12 protein-coding genes are annotated in these 15,729 nt (G+C 67.4%); 7 read left to right on the forward strand and 5 right to left on the reverse strand.

The annotated features are described in order from the left end of the window. Nucleotides 1-77: 77 nt before the first annotated feature. Both BST15_RS11715 and BST15_RS11720 read left to right on the forward strand, forming a co-directional pair. Nucleotides 78-1,112 (forward strand): Rieske 2Fe-2S domain-containing protein, encoded by a 1,035-nt coding sequence (locus BST15_RS11715; protein WP_046190333.1) that lies wholly within the window; start codon nt 78-80, stop codon nt 1,110-1,112. After that, a complete protein-coding gene (locus tag BST15_RS11720; protein ID WP_046190334.1) occupies nt 1,109-2,197 on the forward strand; it encodes an NAD(P)H-dependent amine dehydrogenase family protein in 1,089 nt (362 codons plus the stop codon). Before BST15_RS11715 ends, BST15_RS11720 begins: the two co-directional genes overlap by 4 nt. Nucleotides 2,198-2,218: 21 nt before the next feature. Here BST15_RS11720 and BST15_RS11725 read toward each other — a convergent pair whose 3' ends face one another. The 4 genes from BST15_RS11725 to BST15_RS11740 all read right to left on the reverse strand — a co-directional run bounded on the left by BST15_RS11725 (nt 2,219) and on the right by BST15_RS11740 (nt 6,941). After that, nucleotides 2,219-2,890: an MPT63 family protein gene (locus tag BST15_RS11725; RefSeq protein WP_083070961.1), complete on the reverse strand. Its 672-nt coding sequence runs from the start codon at nt 2,888-2,890 to the stop codon at nt 2,219-2,221. Nucleotides 2,891-2,995: 105 nt separating this feature from the next. Continuing rightward, on the reverse strand, nt 2,996-3,958 hold the full coding sequence (locus BST15_RS11730; RefSeq protein ID WP_052751363.1) for a DUF1942 domain-containing protein: 963 nt from the start codon (nt 3,956-3,958) through the stop codon (nt 2,996-2,998). Nucleotides 3,959-4,069: 111 nt separating this feature from the next. Further along, a complete protein-coding gene (locus BST15_RS11735; protein ID WP_046188349.1) occupies nt 4,070-5,731 on the reverse strand; it encodes a serine/threonine-protein kinase in 1,662 nt (553 codons plus the stop codon). 97 nt (nt 5,732-5,828) lie between these two features. Further along, on the reverse strand, nt 5,829-6,941 hold the full coding sequence (locus BST15_RS11740; RefSeq protein WP_046188331.1) for a glycoside hydrolase 5 family protein: 1,113 nt from the start codon (nt 6,939-6,941) through the stop codon (nt 5,829-5,831). 112 nt (nt 6,942-7,053) lie between these two features. Here BST15_RS11740 and BST15_RS11745 point away from each other — a divergent pair, with 112 nt between their 5' ends. The 5 genes from BST15_RS11745 (at nt 7,054) to BST15_RS11765 (ending at nt 15,045) form a co-directional block, all read left to right on the forward strand. Beyond that, nucleotides 7,054-7,890 carry an SDR family oxidoreductase gene (locus BST15_RS11745; RefSeq protein ID WP_046188330.1) on the forward strand — a complete coding sequence of 279 codons (837 nt, stop codon included), beginning with the start codon at nt 7,054-7,056 and terminating at the stop codon, nt 7,888-7,890. A 30-nt stretch (nt 7,891-7,920) separates the two neighbouring features. Next, the gene (locus BST15_RS11750; protein ID WP_046188329.1) at nt 7,921-9,510 is read left to right on the forward strand and encodes a class I adenylate-forming enzyme family protein; all 1,590 of its coding nucleotides are present in this window, start codon (nt 7,921-7,923) and stop codon (nt 9,508-9,510) included. 178 nt (nt 9,511-9,688) lie between these two features. Beyond that, the gene (locus BST15_RS11755) at nt 9,689-12,040 is read left to right on the forward strand and encodes a Tex family protein (RefSeq protein WP_046188328.1); all 2,352 of its coding nucleotides are present in this window, start codon (nt 9,689-9,691) and stop codon (nt 12,038-12,040) included. A gap of 7 nt (nt 12,041-12,047) precedes the next feature. Next, the gene (locus tag BST15_RS11760) at nt 12,048-13,430 is read left to right on the forward strand and encodes an FAD-binding oxidoreductase (protein WP_046188327.1); all 1,383 of its coding nucleotides are present in this window, start codon (nt 12,048-12,050) and stop codon (nt 13,428-13,430) included. A 55-nt stretch (nt 13,431-13,485) separates the two neighbouring features. Next, nucleotides 13,486-15,045, forward strand: a complete 1,560-nt coding sequence (locus BST15_RS11765) for an acetolactate synthase large subunit (RefSeq protein WP_046188348.1) — start codon at nt 13,486-13,488, stop codon at nt 15,043-15,045. Nucleotides 15,046-15,069: 24 nt separating this feature from the next. On the opposite strand, the gene BST15_RS11770 is transcribed toward BST15_RS11765, so the two are convergent. Then, nucleotides 15,070-15,729, reverse strand: coding sequence for a cutinase family protein (locus tag BST15_RS11770; RefSeq protein ID WP_109370689.1), 660 nt, complete (start codon nt 15,727-15,729; stop codon nt 15,070-15,072).

A 15,729-nucleotide genomic window follows, 5' to 3' on the forward strand; every position in this document is an offset into this window, starting at 1 on the left:
CACTATGATTCTGTGTGGGCGCGCACTATGCTGCGACAGTCGGCCCGCTGGCGAGACCACAGAGAGGACGCGTTGACATGGCCAAACCGCCCTTGTCGATGAACCCGACAGGCTGGTTTCAAGTCGCTTGGTCCGACGAGATCGGCATCGGCGATGTCCATTCCATGAAGTACTTCGGCCGGGAGATGGTCGCCTGGCGCGCCGAGTCCGGCCAGCTCACCGTGATGAACGCCTACTGCGAGCACCTGGGCGCACACCTGGGCTTCGGCGGAACCGTCTGTGGCGAGGTGCTGCAGTGCCCGTTCCACGGCTGGCAGTGGAATGCCCAGGGTCGCAATGTCTGTATTCCCTACCAGGACAAGCCCAATCGTGGGCGGCGCATCACCACCTATCCCGTCGTCGAACGCAACGAGTCGGTCTACATCTGGAACGACGCACAGGGGCGTGAGCCGTTCTTCGACGCACCGGACGTATTCGCCAGCTTCGACGATCGCCGCGCCGCCGACTACTACCCGCAACAGCGCCTGTTTCGCCAGGGCCTGGAGATGCACCCGCAGTACGTACTGGAGAACGGCGTGGACTTCGCCCACTTCAAGTACGTGCACCAGACGCCGATCGTGCCGGTCTTCACCCGCCACGATTTCGGCGAGCCGGTGTCCTATGTGGACTTCACGATCACCTTCGAAGGCGACGACGGTCAGAAGATCGAGGACGTCAACAGTGGCGTGGAGGCCATCAACGGCGGCTTGGGCATCGCGGTGACCAAGAGCTGGGGGATGATCGACAACCGCACCATCTCGGCGATCACCCCGGTCGACGACTCCACCTCGGATGTCCGCTTCATGGTCTACATCGGGCGCACACCGGGTGGCGATCCCGCCCGCGCTGAGGCCAGGGCCTGCGATTTCGGCCGCGAAGTGATCCGGCAGTTCGAGCAGGACATTCATATCTGGTCGCATCAACGCTATTCGGACCCGCCGGCTCTGGCGACCGCTGAATACGAGGGCTTCACCGCAATTCGGCAGTGGGCCAAGCAGTTCTATCCCGACGGCATCGGTGGCAGTGCCGCTGAGGTCGCTGAACTCACAGCGCAGAGAGGTTTCACCGCATGAACGCAGCCGCCGCACCCATCCGCGTGTTCCAGGTCGCCACCGGCAACGTCGGAACAGAGATGATCCGGCGGTTCGCCGCCCGCGATGACCTCGAATTGATAGGCGTGCACTGCTATTCCCCGGAGAAGATCGGCAAGGATGCCGGCGAGCTGGCCGGCATCGCGCCCAATGGGGTGATCACGACGGGCAGTCTCGAGGAGATCATCGCTGCCAAACCCGATGTTCTGACATTCCACGGGGTGTTCCCCGACGAGGACCTCTACGTCGCCATCCTCGAGGCCGGCATCAACATCGTCACCACCGCAGACTGGATCACCGGATGGCACCGCGACACCAACCACCCCCATCCGTCGGGCAAGCCGGTGACTCAACTGCTGGCCGAAGCCTGTGCACAAGGCGGTGCGACCTTCTACGGCACCGGAATGAATCCGGGAGTCAATCAGATTCTGGGCGTGGTGTGTTCGGCCGATGTCGCCGAGATCGAGAACATCACCACCATCGAGTCGGTGGATGTGTCCTGCCACCATTCCAAGGACACCTGGATCGAGGTGGGCTACGGCCAGCCGGTGGATGACCCGGAGATCCCGGCCAAGTTGGAGAAGTTCACCCGGGTGTTCGCCGACAGTGTGTTGATGATGGCGGACTGCTTCGGCCTGACTCTGGACGAAGTCGCGTTCAGCTACGAATTGGGCGCCTGCACAAGGGATGTCAACCTGGGCTGGTACACCCTGCCGAAGGGTTCCCTGGGCGGCAACTACATCAAGTATCAGGGCATGGTCGACGGCGTGCCGCGGGTGGAGACGCACCTGGAGTGGCAGATGACGCCGTTCACCGAACCGAACTGGAACATCAAGGGCTGCTACATCACCCGGGTCACCGGCGATCCGTGCGTCTACAACAAGCACATGATCTTCCCCAAGCCCGGCGTGGACCTGTCCAACCCGGACAACTTCGCCTCGATCGGCATGACGGTCACCGGACTGCCCGCACTCAACGCGATCAAGTCGGTGGTGGCGGCCCCGCCGGGCCTGTTGACCAGTGCCGACCTGCCGTTGCGCGGATTTGCGGGGCGATTCAAGCTCTGACCGCCACCGAACCCGCGTGGCTCAGGGAGCCTCGGCGGGAAGCGGCGTCCCGGAGCTGCCTTCGGTCAGTGGGGTTCCGGAACTGCTGGGCGGGGGAGCGGCCGGTGCGGGAGTGGCGGGCCGTGGCGGGGCGACACGCGCAGGTGCCGGCGCGCGATGGGTTCCGCCGCTCGCCGGGAGCTGGGAGCCGCTCGAAGAGGCCGGGGGCTGCGGCGGGGCCTGCGGTGCCGGCGCCACCCATCGGATCAGGTCATTGCCGCCGGTTTGATAGACCATGCTGTTCGGCGCGTCGCCGGTGACGTCGAAGTAGACCTTGCCGCTGGTCTTCTGGCCCTGGGTGAGGCCGGTCGGGACGATGCCCTGGGGCGTGGGCACGGTGAACAATGCCTGGTAGTTCTGACCGCTGGCCGAACGGGCGCTGAAGTTGGCGACGATCGGAAAGACGGTTCCCTGGATCGCCTCGTCGGTGGCGGTGGCCTCCCACAGCGTGCCGCGCGGCTGGTAGGGGATCGCGTCGGAGCTGGGACGCAGATCAACGACCGTCCAGCCGTGGACACCGGGGCCTTCGGTCACGGTGCCCTGGGTGCCGATCGCCTGGCTGGCCGGGTCCGGGTCGGCGCCGGCGACCCCGGTGCTGAGGGCACCTGCAGCTGCCAGGGCGCCCGCGGCCAGGACGGTCGAGATGGACTTCATGGGTCTCACTCCTCACATCGGCTGTATCCCGATGAATTTGATCTTGGAATTGATTCGATCGTAACGGGCGACGGATCAGGCTACCCAGAAACAACTCCGGCTCGGTCAGTGCGAGGTGGTCGAGGTTCCTGAGCCACTGGCTGAGGCGTTGCCCTCCGTGCCGGAGGTGCCGGACGAGCCCGCCGTGCCGCTCGCTCCGGTTGTGCCGGTCGAACCCGCCGCCTCCGAGGTCGATGTCCCGGAAGCCTCGGCGGGCAGCGGGGTGCCGGAGCTGCCGGCGGCAGCCGCGTTCTCAGACTGAGCCGGCGTTCCGGGCACCTGCTGAAAGGACGGGGCGGGGCCAATCTCCGAACCGGACTCCGAGCCGGCCGCCGCGGCCGGGGTACCGTCGGCCTCGGTCGGCAACGGCGTGCCCTGACTGTTGGCGGGTAGCGGCGTGCCCTGGCTGCCGGCCGCGGTCGGCACGGTCTCGGTCGCCGCCGGGACGCCTTGGGTGCCCGATTGGGCCGGCTTCGCGCCGGTGGCCGCGGGACCCGACGAGTGCTGGGCACCAGTGGCGGCCGGGCCGGCCGGTCCGCCTGCCGGGGTCGGCGGCGGGGTCCACACCAGCAGGTCCTGACCCGAACCCTGGTACACCGCGCTGTCGGGTGCGTCACCCGTGACGTCGAAGTAGACCTTGCCGGTGGTCCTCTGGCCCTGCGTCAGGTTCGCCGGGTTCACGCCCTGGGCGGTGGGGACCGTGAACAACGCTGGATAGGTCTGGCCACTGGCCGAGCGGGCGCCCAGGTTGGCGATCACCGGGATGACCGTGCCCTGGATGGCCACATCGGTGGCCGTGGCCTCCCACAGCGTGCCGCGAGCCTGGTAGGGAATGGCATCTGAACTGGGACGCAGGTCGCTGACCGTCCAGCCTTGGATGACGCCGCCGTTCTCCACGGTGCCCTGGGTGCCGATCGGATGCGTCGAAGGCGCGGCATCACCGGCATCCGCGTTGGCGGTCGCGACGGTAGCGGCTCCGGCCGCGGCGAACGCGCCGACGGCCGCCACGGCAGTGGTGAAGAACTTCATCGTTGATTGACTCCTCAGCTCGACCGGATCTCGCCAGGTGACTGCGTCACTCCAAAGCGGGAGCGTAACGGATCTCACTACCGCGGTGGTTCGCGTTGGGCGCGGCCACCGTCAGGAGTGCGAACTCCACCACGTGTAGAACTGCTCCAGGGTGGGCGTGTTGCGTTCGGTCCGCAATGAGCCGATCACCAGGTTGGCGTCGTTGGTCCATACCAGCACCGGTGAGCCCTGACGAGTGCCGCACAGCAAGGTGCCGGCCGTCTTGTCCGGGGTGGCGGTGCGGTGCCAGGCGCCGGGCGACTGGATGCGGCCCGGACAGGTGACGACGTTGGTGGCGTCGACGATGTCGCCGAAGCTCTGCCTCAGCGCTGCGGTATCGGGGAACAGTGAATAGGTGGCTATCGGCGGTCCGTCGACGTCGACGTTGCGACCGCAGGTCACCTCCGCGACTGCTCCACCCGTCGGTGTGGTCGAGCTGCAGGTGCCCGCCGGGTAGCCCGACGGCAGCAGTTTGAGCAGCCGCGCCTGCGCTTCGGCGGGTGAGACCGTGGTGGTGGGCTCGCTGGCGCCGGCGGCAGAGGTGGCGGTGTCGGCCGCCGAGTCGTCGGAGTCCGATCGGCTCGTCATCCACGTGATCAATCCGATGACCAGGAGCAGTGCCGCCCCGATCCGCAGCAGCCGTTTGCGTTTATCGGGGTCGCGTTGCAGGCCGGCGCGGTGCGGCGGCGTGAGCCAGTCGTCGTCGGTGGTCGCGGCGGGCTGGGCGGCAACCGGGGGTGAAGGCGACTCCGGGACGTCCTGAATCGGTGCGGCAGGTGGCTCGGCCGGCCGCACGGGCTCGGCAGGCACCACCTCGGCCGTACTTGACGCCTGCTCGATCAGCGGCGGAGTGGACTGCTGGCTGGCCTCGTAGATCTGCAGGGTGCGGTGCTGGTCGGGTGCGCTCAACGCCTGGTAGGCGGCGGTCGCCAGCTCTGCGGCGCTGCTGTAGCGGTCCCGCGGATCCTTGGCCATTCCCGTGGCGACCACCTCGTCGAGGGCCGCGGGGATGGTGGTCCCGGCAAGGCTGGGCCGCGGAATCGGCTTGGTCTGGTGCGCGTTGGACAGCATCGTGAAGCTGTCGGCGCGGTAGGGCGGCGAGCCCGTCAAGCACTGGTAGAGCACGCAGGCCAGGGAATAGACATCGACTGCCGGGCCGAAGTCGTCACCGGAGAACAGTTCCGGCGCGGCGTACTTCCACCGGGCACCGGCGTTCTCGGCGTCGGCCGCGGCTGCCCCGGGGGCGCCGGCGAGCCCGAAGTCCACCAGGTAGACGAAGTCGTCACTGGTCAGCAGGATGTTGCGCGGCTTGACACCCCGATGGATCACCCCGGCGCTGTGCGCGGCATCCAGGGCCGACGCCGCCTGCCAGACGACGTTGACCGCACGTGAGGGGGGCAGTACCCCGGTGCGCTTCAACACGGAGGCCAAGTCGCTGCCCTCGACCATGGGCATGTCGAGGAACACCTGGCCGTCGAGTTCGCCGTAGTCGCGAATCGGGACCACGTGGGGCTCCTGCACCCGGCCGACGACCAGGGCTTCGCGCTGCAGCCAATCACGGAATTCTGGATTGCCGCCCAACGCCGGTGCCAGCAGTTTGAGCGCGGCGGTGCGGTCCTTGTGGGTGTCGATCGCCTCGTAGACCTCACCGGTGGTGCCGTGGCCCAGGAGTCGTTTGAGAAGGTAACGGCCCACCCGTGACCCAGCCCGCGAACCCGACGCGGTCTCGCCCATCACCGACTCCTCACGGCCCATCCCATGAAATCCGGCCACCGAACTGCGTGCCCGACGGCATTGCCGGTAATGATTTCATCATCGAAGCCGTGGTTGCTCAGCGCCCGGTGAGGTTGCTGATCGTCATGATCTCCATATTGCGATACGCGCGACCGGTGGGCTGCACCAGATCGTGGAACCACACCTGCGGCTCAGCGGTGTAGGGATGGTCCCAGGAGTCCCACGGCAGGTAGGTCTGTGTTCTCCCGGCCACGAAACCCCAGTTGTAGGCCCCCACGTTATGGCGTTTCATGATCGGCAGAATCCCGTCGATGGTGTTGCCACGGGTGCGGGCCAGGTACTCGGTGCACATCATCGGCCGGCCGAACGGCGCCAGTTCGGCGATGCGCTCACTGAAGGTCGCCGGCTTGTCGTAGGAGTGGAAGGTGATCACGTCGGAGCTGTAGAGCTGGGTGTTCACGATCGTGCTGCCCTGCCGTGAGCCCTCCCAGATACCGCTGGTCAAGGGCTGGCGGGCGTCGACGGATCGCGCCCAGTTGAACACCTGGGGCAGCAGGTCGCTGATCAGATCGAGCTTGTCCGACCTCTCCACGGAGCTGTACTCGCGGGCCATGTTGTCCGGCTCGTTCCACAAGTCCCAGGCCAGGATTCGTTCGTCGTAGCGGAACTGGGACATCACACCGGTGACGTAGTCATACAGAGTGCGGTAGTAGTTGCGATCGCCCAACCGGTCGGCCCCGGGGCTCTGCACCCAGCGTGAATTGTGGATCCCCACTCGGGGAGCGGGCTGTGCGCCGGCCTTGGGATGCGGGTCCCAGCAGGAGTCGAAGAGCACGAACATCGGCTTGATCCGGTGGCGGGCGGCGACGGAGACGAACTGGCCCAGTCGGTACTGGAAGCCGCGCTGATCGGCCGCCCACAGCTGGTCGTGCAGGAAGACCCGGACGGTGTTGAAGCCCGCCGATTGAGCCCAGCCAAGCTCGGCGTCGATCCGGCGCAGATCGAAGGTGGCCGGCTGGAACATCTCCAGCTGATTGACCGCCGTGGAGGTGATGTAGTTCGAACCGACCGGCCAACCCTGCGCCTGATACCAGCGATTCACCCGGTCGATCGACCACCGGCCGGGGTCCGCGCCGGCTCGCGGGAGCCGGCTCAAAGTGGGACCCGCCGCCAGCAGAAGGGGGAGCCCCAGTGCCGTTCGACGCTTCACGAAGTAAACATAACGTCCGGAGTTGTTCTCGGACGGTCGAACGCGCCGCCTGTCGCCGAGCAAATCGGGCGGCCGTAACAAGTGCGGCCTTGGCCCCCTAAACTGGCCGACTATGTCGCAGCACTTGCAGGGCAAAGTCGTGGTCATCACCGGTGCCGGCGGTGGATTCGGCAAACTGATCGCCGAGAAATGTGCCGCCGCGGGGGCCCATGTTGTGGGCGTCGACATCGGAGCCGAAGGCCTCGCTGAGGTCTTCGACGGGATACGCGAAGCGGGCCTGTCCGGCACCTATCAGGTGGCCGACGTCACCGACATCGAGCAGATGCACGCCGCGGTGCAGCATGCGGTGCAGACCTTCGGAGCGGTCGACGTGATCGTCAACAACGCCGGCGTGATGCCGCTCGCCTTCTTCGCTGACCACGAGAAGGCGTGGCCGCATTGGCACCGGGCGATCGACATCAACATCAAGGGTGTGGTCAATGGCATCTCGGCGGTTTATGACCAGATGATCGCCCAGGGCCGAGGTCATGTCGTCAACATCTCGTCGATCTACGGCAACGCCGGGGTGGCCGGGTCCGGGGTGTACAGCGCGACCAAGGCCGCGGTCGCCGTGCTGTCGGATTCGCTGCGCAGTGAGGCGAAGGGAAAGATCAAGGTGACCACGGTCAAGCCGACCGGAGTCCTGGGCACCAATCTGGGCAAAGGAGTGGTCAACGGCTCGGCGATCCTGGGCATCGTCGGTTCCCGTGGCCAGAGCTACATGGAATCGGTGACCGCGTTCGCCAAGGGCACCTTGGCCCCGGAACAGACCGATGTCGACTCGGTGAAGTACTGGCTGATCACCCCCGAAGACCTCGCCGAGGCGGTGGTTCACGTGATCGACCAGCCCTGGGGCATCAGCATCAGCGACATCACCGTGCGCGCGAGCGGCGAAGACTACATCTACTGACCATCGAGTGGCCTAAGGCGGTAAGCGACGATGTCTCCCGAGATCGACTGGGAATCGCCCGCATACACCCCCGCCGAGGTCGCCCACTACCACGCTGTGGGCTGGTGGTCGCAGCGCACTCTGTCCGATGCGGTACGCCACAACGCAAGGCAGTTCCCCGACCGGGTGGCCTATGTCGATTATCCCGGTGTTGGGCTGACCTGGCCCGACTTCGACAGCGCGGCTGACGCGCTGGCCGCACGACTGGCCGCCACCGGCGTGGGCCCCGGTGACCGGATCGCCGTGTGGCACGGCGACTCTGCAGCCATCCACGTGCTGTTCGTGGCGATCGAGCGCTGCGGTGCGGTGGTCGTGGGTACCGGTGCGCGGGCCGGAACCCGTGAGGTCGGCGCGATTCTGGCCGCCTCGCAGGCCCAGCGACTCATCACCGACCAGCAACGTCTCGACACCGCGGCCGGGCTTGGGATCCCGACCATGAGCAGCGAGGCGCTTGGCGCCGCGACAGGCGTGGGCGTGCCGGGCCGGCCGCTGGGAGCGGACGACGTCTTCCTGATCAATTCCACCTCGGGGACCACGGGGTTGCCCAAATGCGTGGTGCACACCCAGAACCGTTGGTACTACTTTCACCAGTTGGCCGTCGCCAACGGCCAACTGAGCTCCGATGACGTCTTCATGCCGATCATTCCGACGCCGTTCGGCTTCGGAATCTGGACCAGCCACCTGACCCCGATCCACCTCGGCGCCACCGCCGTGCTGCTGGACCGCTTCAGTGCTGCCGCCACCTGCGCTGCCATAGAGCGACACCGAGTGACCGTATTGTGCTGCGTCAGCACTCAATTGACCATGATCATGGCTGATGCGGCCAGCCGTGAATTCGATCTGAGCTCGCTGCGGGTGGTCTACACCGGGGGAGAGGCGTTGCCCTACCGGCCGGCTGCTGAGTTCGAGGCGCTCACCGGGGCCAAGATCTTGCAGTTCTACGGCTCCAACGAGACCGGGGTGCTCAGTGCGACCACGCTCAAGGATCCCGTGGAGCGGCGGTTGCGGACCGGTGGGCGCATCGTCGCTGAGATGGCGGTGCGGCTGTTCGGGGGTGAGGACGGCAACACCGACGTGACCGCGTCCGGTCGTGGCCAGCCGGCCTGCCGGGGGCCCGCCACCAGCTTGGGCTATCTCAACGGTGTCGATCACGACAAACTGTTCACCGCCGACGGCTGGATGCGGATGGGAGACATCTGCCAGATCGACGCCGACGGCTATCTGAGCGTCACCGGCCGCACCTCCGACTTCATCCTGCGAGGCGGCAAGAACATCAGCGCCGCCCAGGTCGAAGACGCCGTCATGACCCATCCGGCGATCGCGGTGGCGGCCGCCGTGCCGATGCGCGACGAGGTGTTCGGTGAAAAGGTCTGCGTCTATGTCGAGCTCGCCGATGTCGAACTCACGGGTGCGCGCAGCCTGGGGCTGGCCGAGCTCGTTGCGCATCTGTTGGAGCTCGGGGTGTCCAAAGAGCTGCTGCCCGAACGTCTTATCGTCGTCGATCGGTTGCCGCGCTCGTCCGGTGGCAAGATCGCCAAGGGGCAGTTGCGTGAGATGAGCGGTTACTCGCTGCCGTCATAGGCCGGGGCGCTCGCGGGTGGGGGTCTGGGTCGGGCTCGTCATCGAACAGTGCCAGGTCCGCGCGGATGGCTTCCCGTGCCGCCGCGGTGGGCGGCATCGTAGCCACCCTGCGTGCGGTCACAAGTCACGCCGTGCCGCACCCGGGAACTGTCAGCGGCGTTCGGTAGGGTCCGTCGGCGTGAGCGCGAACGTGACCCTCAAACCGGTGAATACCCGCATTGCAGAGGAACTGGCAGTAACAGAGCGGCAGGTGGCGGCAGCCGTCGCGCTGCTCGACGAGGGAGCGACGGTGCCGTTCATCGCGCGTTACCGCAAAGAGGTGACCGGCAGCCTCGACGATGGCCAGTTGCGCACCCTGGAAGAGCGGCTGCGCTACCTGCGTGAGCTCGACGACCGTCGGGCGGCGGTCCTGTCGTCGATCGAAGAACAGGGCAAGCTCACCGACGATCTGCGCAACGCGCTGCTGACCGCGGACACCAAGGCCCGCGTCGAGGACATCTACCTGCCCTACAAGCCCAAGCGACGCACCAAGGCGCAGATCGCCCGCGAGGCCGGACTGGAGCCGCTGGCTGACAGGCTGCTCGCCGATCCCACCCTCGACCCCCAGCAACTCGCCGCGGAATACACCGGCGAGGAGGTCGCCGACGCCGCGGCAGCGCTGGAGGGTGCCCGGGCAATCCTGGTCGAACGCGCCGCCGAGGACGCCGAGCTGGTGGGAGCGGTCCGCGAGAAGTTCTGGTCGGCTGGATCCCTGCGGACCATGCCGCGCTCCGAAGATGCCGCGAAAAGTGCTGCCGCACAGAAATTCCGCGACTACTTCGAGTTCAGCGAAGCGCTGGAGACCATGCCGTCGCATCGGGTACTGGCGGTGTTGCGCGGCGAGAAGGAAGACGCCCTGGCGCTGGCCTTCGACGGCGGCGACAACGAGCCCTACCACGCGATGGTCGCCAAGTCGCTGAGTGTGAACATGACCGGATCAGGCCCGGCCACGCCCTGGCTGGCCGATACCGTGCGGTGGGCGTGGGACACCCGGTTGGCATTTTCGGCGGCCGTCGATGCCCGAATGCGGTTGCGGCAACGTGCCGAGCAGGACGCGGTGACGGTGTTCGCCAAGAACCTCAAAGACCTGCTGCTGGCGGCGCCGGCGGGCAACCGCACCACACTGGGTCTGGACCCGGGCTTTCGGACCGGAGTGAAGGTCGCCGTCGTCGACGGCACCGGCAAAGTTGTCGATACCTGCGCCATCTTCCCGCACCAACCGCAGAAGCAGTGGGATCAGGCCAAGGCCGCGCTGGCCGCGCTGGTGGCCCGCCATGGAGTCGACCTGATCGCCGTCGGCAACGGCACCGCCTCGCGGGAGACCGACGCCCTGGCCGCCGAGCTGATCGCCGATCTGCGTGCGGCGGGTGCCCCCGCACCGGTCAAGGCGATGGTGAGCGAAGCCGGGGCATCGGTGTACTCGGCGTCGGCGTACGCCGCCCATGAGCTTCCCGACCTCGACGTCACCCTGCGCGGGGCGGTGTCGATCGCCCGACGGCTGCAGGACCCGCTGGCCGAGCTGGTGAAGATCGAGCCGAAGTCGATCGGCGTTGGCCAATACCAGCACGATGTGACGCCGGGAATCCTCGCGCGCAGCCTCGATGCGGTGGTCGAAGACGCGGTGAACGCCGTGGGCGTGGACCTCAACACCGCCTCGGCTCCGTTGCTGGCCAAGGTGTCGGGGGTGTCAGAGTCCCTGGCCGAAGCCATCGTCGCCCACCGCGACCAGACCGGCCCGTTCCGCAACCGGGCCGCCTTGCTCGACGTTCCACGGCTGGGGCCCAAGGCGTTCGAGCAGTGTGCCGGCTTCCTGCGTATCCGCGACGGAGATGACCCGCTGGATTCCTCGGGGGTGCATCCGGAGGCCTATCCGGTGGTGCGGCGCATCTTGGACCGCTCGGCTGTCTCGCTGGCCGAGATCATCGGCGACGAAAGAACATTGCGGTCGCTGCAACCCGGCGACTTCGCCGACGAGCGTTTCGGGATCCCGACTGTGACCGACATCCTGGCCGAGCTCGAGAAGCCCGGGCGTGACCCGCGGCCGGCGTTCTCCACGGCGACGTTCGCCGCGGGAGTCGAGAAGGTAGGCGACCTCAAAGTCGGCATGATCTTGGAGGGTGTGGTGACCAACGTTGCCGCCTTCGGGGCCTTCGTCGACGTCGGCGTGCACCAGGACGGCCTGGTGCACGTCTCGGCCATGTCGGACCGCTTCGTCTCCGATCCGCACGAGGTGGTCCGATCCGGGCAGGTGGTCAAGGTCAAAGTGATCGACGTCGACGTCGACCGCCAGCGCATCGGGCTGACGCTGCGGCTGGGTGACAAGTCGGGGGACAAACCCGCCCGTGGCCCGGCGGCCAAACCGGCTGCGCGAGCCGACACCGCCAAGCAGAATCGTGGGCGGCGTCCCGGCAACAGTGCTGGGCGTCGGGACGCGGCACCGGCAGGCGGGTCGATGGCTCAGGCGCTTCGTGACGCCGGATTCGGAAGGTAGGGATTCCATGGGCACGGTAGACACCGACGCCACGCAGAGGTTCGCCGACATTGTCGGAGCGACCGGACTTCTGACCGGTGAGCAGATCGGCCCCGACTACGGCCACGACGAGGCGCTGGTCGGGGCGCCGGTGCTACCGCGCTATGTCGCCCGTCCCCAGACCGCCGAGCAGGTTGCGGCGCTGCTGGCCGCGGCGACCGAAGCCAAGGTTCCGGTGACCGCGCGCGGATCGGGCACCGGCATGTCGGCTGGGGCGCGACCGTGTCCGGACGGGCTGCTGATCTCCTTCGAGCGGATGAACGCCATCCTCGAGATCGATACCGACAATCAGGTCGCCGTGGTGCAGCCCGGGGTGACGCTGGCCGACCTCGACATCGCGACGGCTCCGGCGGGCTTGATGTACACCGTCTTCCCCGGCGAGCTCTCGGCTAGCATCGGGGGCAACGTCGGCACCAACGCCGGCGGGATGCGCGCGGTCAAATACGGGGTGACCCGCAATAACGTGCTCGGGCTGCAGGCGGCGTTGCCGACCGGCGAGCTGATCCGCACCGGCGGCCGGATCACCAAGCTGTCCACCGGTTATGACCTGACCCAGCTGATCATCGGCTCCGAGGGCACCTGCGCGTTGGCCACCGAGGTGACCGTCCGGCTCTACCCCCGGCTGGGGCACTCCGCGACGTTGCTGGCGCCGTTCACCGACCTGCCCGCGGTGATGCGCGCGGTTCCGGAAGTGGTGCGCAGCGGGGTGGACCCGGTGATCCTCGAATACGTCGACAAGCTCACGCTGGCGGCGATCAGTTACTCGCAGAATCTGAACCTGGGTATCCCTGACGAGGTCCGTGAGACCGCGGAGGCCTTCCTCGTGGTGGGAGTGGAGAACCGTGATCGCGAACGTCTCGACGACGATGTCGCCATGCTGGGTGAACTTCTGGCCACACTCGGTGCCGTTGATGTCTATGTGCTGGAGGGCAATTCGGCCCATGCGCTGATCGAGGCTCGGGAGAAGGCGTTCTGGACGGCGAAGGCGGCCGGTGCCCACGATGTCATCGATGTGGTGGTCCCGCGGGCGATGATGCACCAGTTCCTCACCAAGGCGCAGGGATTCGCGCAGGGTGTGGGGGCCGGCGTGGTCGGCTGCGGACACGCCGGCGACGGCAACGTCCACCTGGCCGTGTTCTGCGCCGACGACGAGGTCCGGCACGGGCTGCTGCATGACATCTTCGCGGCCGCCATGGACCTCGGTGGCGCCATCTCCGGAGAGCACGGTTTGGGACGGGTCAAGACACAGCATTTCCTGGAGCTGGAGGACCCGGTGAAGATCGCGTTGATGCGCCGGATCAAGGACGCCTTCGACCCCGCCGGGATCCTGAACCCCGGCGTGCTTCTATAGGCAGCAGATCGCGAGCATTCCTCCTACCCCGGTGCCCGGCAAGAAAGGCAGCCACATGACAAACGGAGCCCAGGCCCTGATCGCCACTTTGGTGGACAGCGGGGTGCAGGTCTGCTTCGCCAATCCCGGAACCTCGGAGATGCACTTCGTGGCTGCCTTGGATTCGGTGCCGCAGATGCGCGGGGTGTTGTGCCTGTTCGAAGGTGTGGTGACCGGGGCCGCGGACGGGTATGCCCGGGTGGCGGAGAAGCCCGCGGCCACTCTGCTGCACCTGGGACCCGGTCTGGGTAACGGCTTGGCGAACCTGCACAACGCCCGCCGTGCACACGTGCCGATGGTCAACGTGATCGGTGATCACGCCACCTATCACAAGAAGTACGACGCGCCCCTGGAATCCGACATCGAGCCGCTGACGGACTGGACTCACGGCTGGTCGCGACGCACCGGTGCCGGTGGTGACGTGGGCCGCGACGCCGCGGAGGCGGTCGCGGCCTCGATGGCCAGTCCGGCGGTGGTGGCCAATCTGATTCTGCCCGCCGACATCTCCTGGGAAGACGGGGCGCAGGCGGCAGGACCGGTCGACCCGGTTCCGGCGGCTGCTCCCGACCCCCAGGCCGTCGCCGAGGTCGCCGCCGTCCTGGGCAGCGGCGAACCCGTGGCCCTGCTGATCGGTGGGCCCGCGGTCGCTGATGTGCGTGCGATGGAGGCCGCCGATCGGATCGCGGCAGCGACCGGCGCGCGCGCCCTCGTCGAGACCTTCCCGGCGCGGCTCGTTCGTGGCGCCGGGGTGCCGGCGATAGACCGCCTCGGCTACCTGGCCGAGCAGGCGGCATTCCAGCTCGACGGCATCAGGCATCTGGTGGTGGCCGGCACCCGCTCGCCGGTGTCGTTCTTCGCCTATCCCGGTAAGCCCAGCGACCTGGTCCCCGAGGGCTGCGTCGTGCACAACCTCGCCGGCCTGGAGACCGACGTGGTGGCCGCCCTAGAGCAGTTGGCCGAGGCGGTAGCCGCTGGGGTGCAGCCGCGTCCGGCGCCCGCCGCCGTCCCGGAGCTGCCGAGTGGCCAGCTCACCCCGCAGAACTGGGTACAGGTGGTCGGGGCGCTGCTGCCCGAGAACGCGATCATCTCCGATGAGGCCAACACCTCGGGCCTGATGCTGCCCGCCGCCACCGCGGGGGCGCCGCGCCACGACGTTCTGACCCTCACCGGTGGGGCGATCGGGCAGGGTCTGCCGGTCGCGCTGGGTGCGGCCGTGGCCGCACCCGACCGGCCGGTGATCGCACTGCAGGCCGACGGCAGCGCTGCCTACACGATCTCCGCACTGTGGACCATGGCGCGCGAGAACCTGAACGTGACCACGGTGCTGATCAACAACAGCGCGTACGCCATCCTGCGCCTCGAGCTGGCGCGGGTGGGCGCCGAGGGTGGCGGGCCCAAAGCAAACGACCTGCTGGACCTGTCGCGGCCCAACATGGACTTCGCCAAGATCGCCGAGGGGTTCGGCGTACCGGCAACGGTCGCCACCACCTGCGAAGAGCTCGCCGAGCAGTTCAGCCGGGCCATCGCAGAACCGGGCCCGCATCTGATCGACGCGCGGATTCCGACGCTGTTCTGACCGCCCTCGCCGGGCCGGGTGGCGCTAGTTGCCGCCCTGGCCCGCGGTGACGCGATTCGCCACAAACGTCGCGGCCTCAATGGCCTTACCGTCCTGCACGTACATCAGGTGCGGGACGACACTGCCGCTGTCTTCGCAGTAGATGTCACCGGCCAGGCAGAAATCGATGGTCTTGGGCTGGTAGGTCGAGGCCAGGACCGGCAGCGGGCCGCCCCACAGCGAGGTGGAATACGGGCTCGACGGCGGGCCGAAAAGTGCCACCGCGACGACGTGGTTGGCCACCGGAGCCGGCAGGGCATTGCTGGACATCGCAATGACACTGGCCCCCTGCGAGTAGCCGCCGAGCACCAGTTTGGTCTTGGGGCAGTTGGCGACCGTGCCCTGAATGTGGGCGGTGGCGTCACTCTCGCCGAGCACGGCGCTGTTGCGATAGTCGGTGCTCGCCGGGTATTCGACCGCGTAGACGCTGACGTCTCGATCCGGCAGCTGGTCCTTCAGCGAGGAGACGAAGGCGTCGCCCACGTCCCCGAGTCCGACGGGCTGCCCAGAGCCCCGGGCGAAAACCACCTCGGTGTCCGGGCACGGCTCCGCAGAAGCTGACGGCACGCCCACCGGTGCTGCCACCAGGGTTCCCGTCAGCATGACCAAGGCGGCGAAAAGACGAACCGAGTTAGGCAGATTCAT

It is taken from the genome of Mycolicibacter arupensis, assembly GCF_002086515.1.
GTDB lineage: Bacteria > Actinomycetota > Actinomycetes > Mycobacteriales > Mycobacteriaceae > Mycobacterium > Mycobacterium arupense.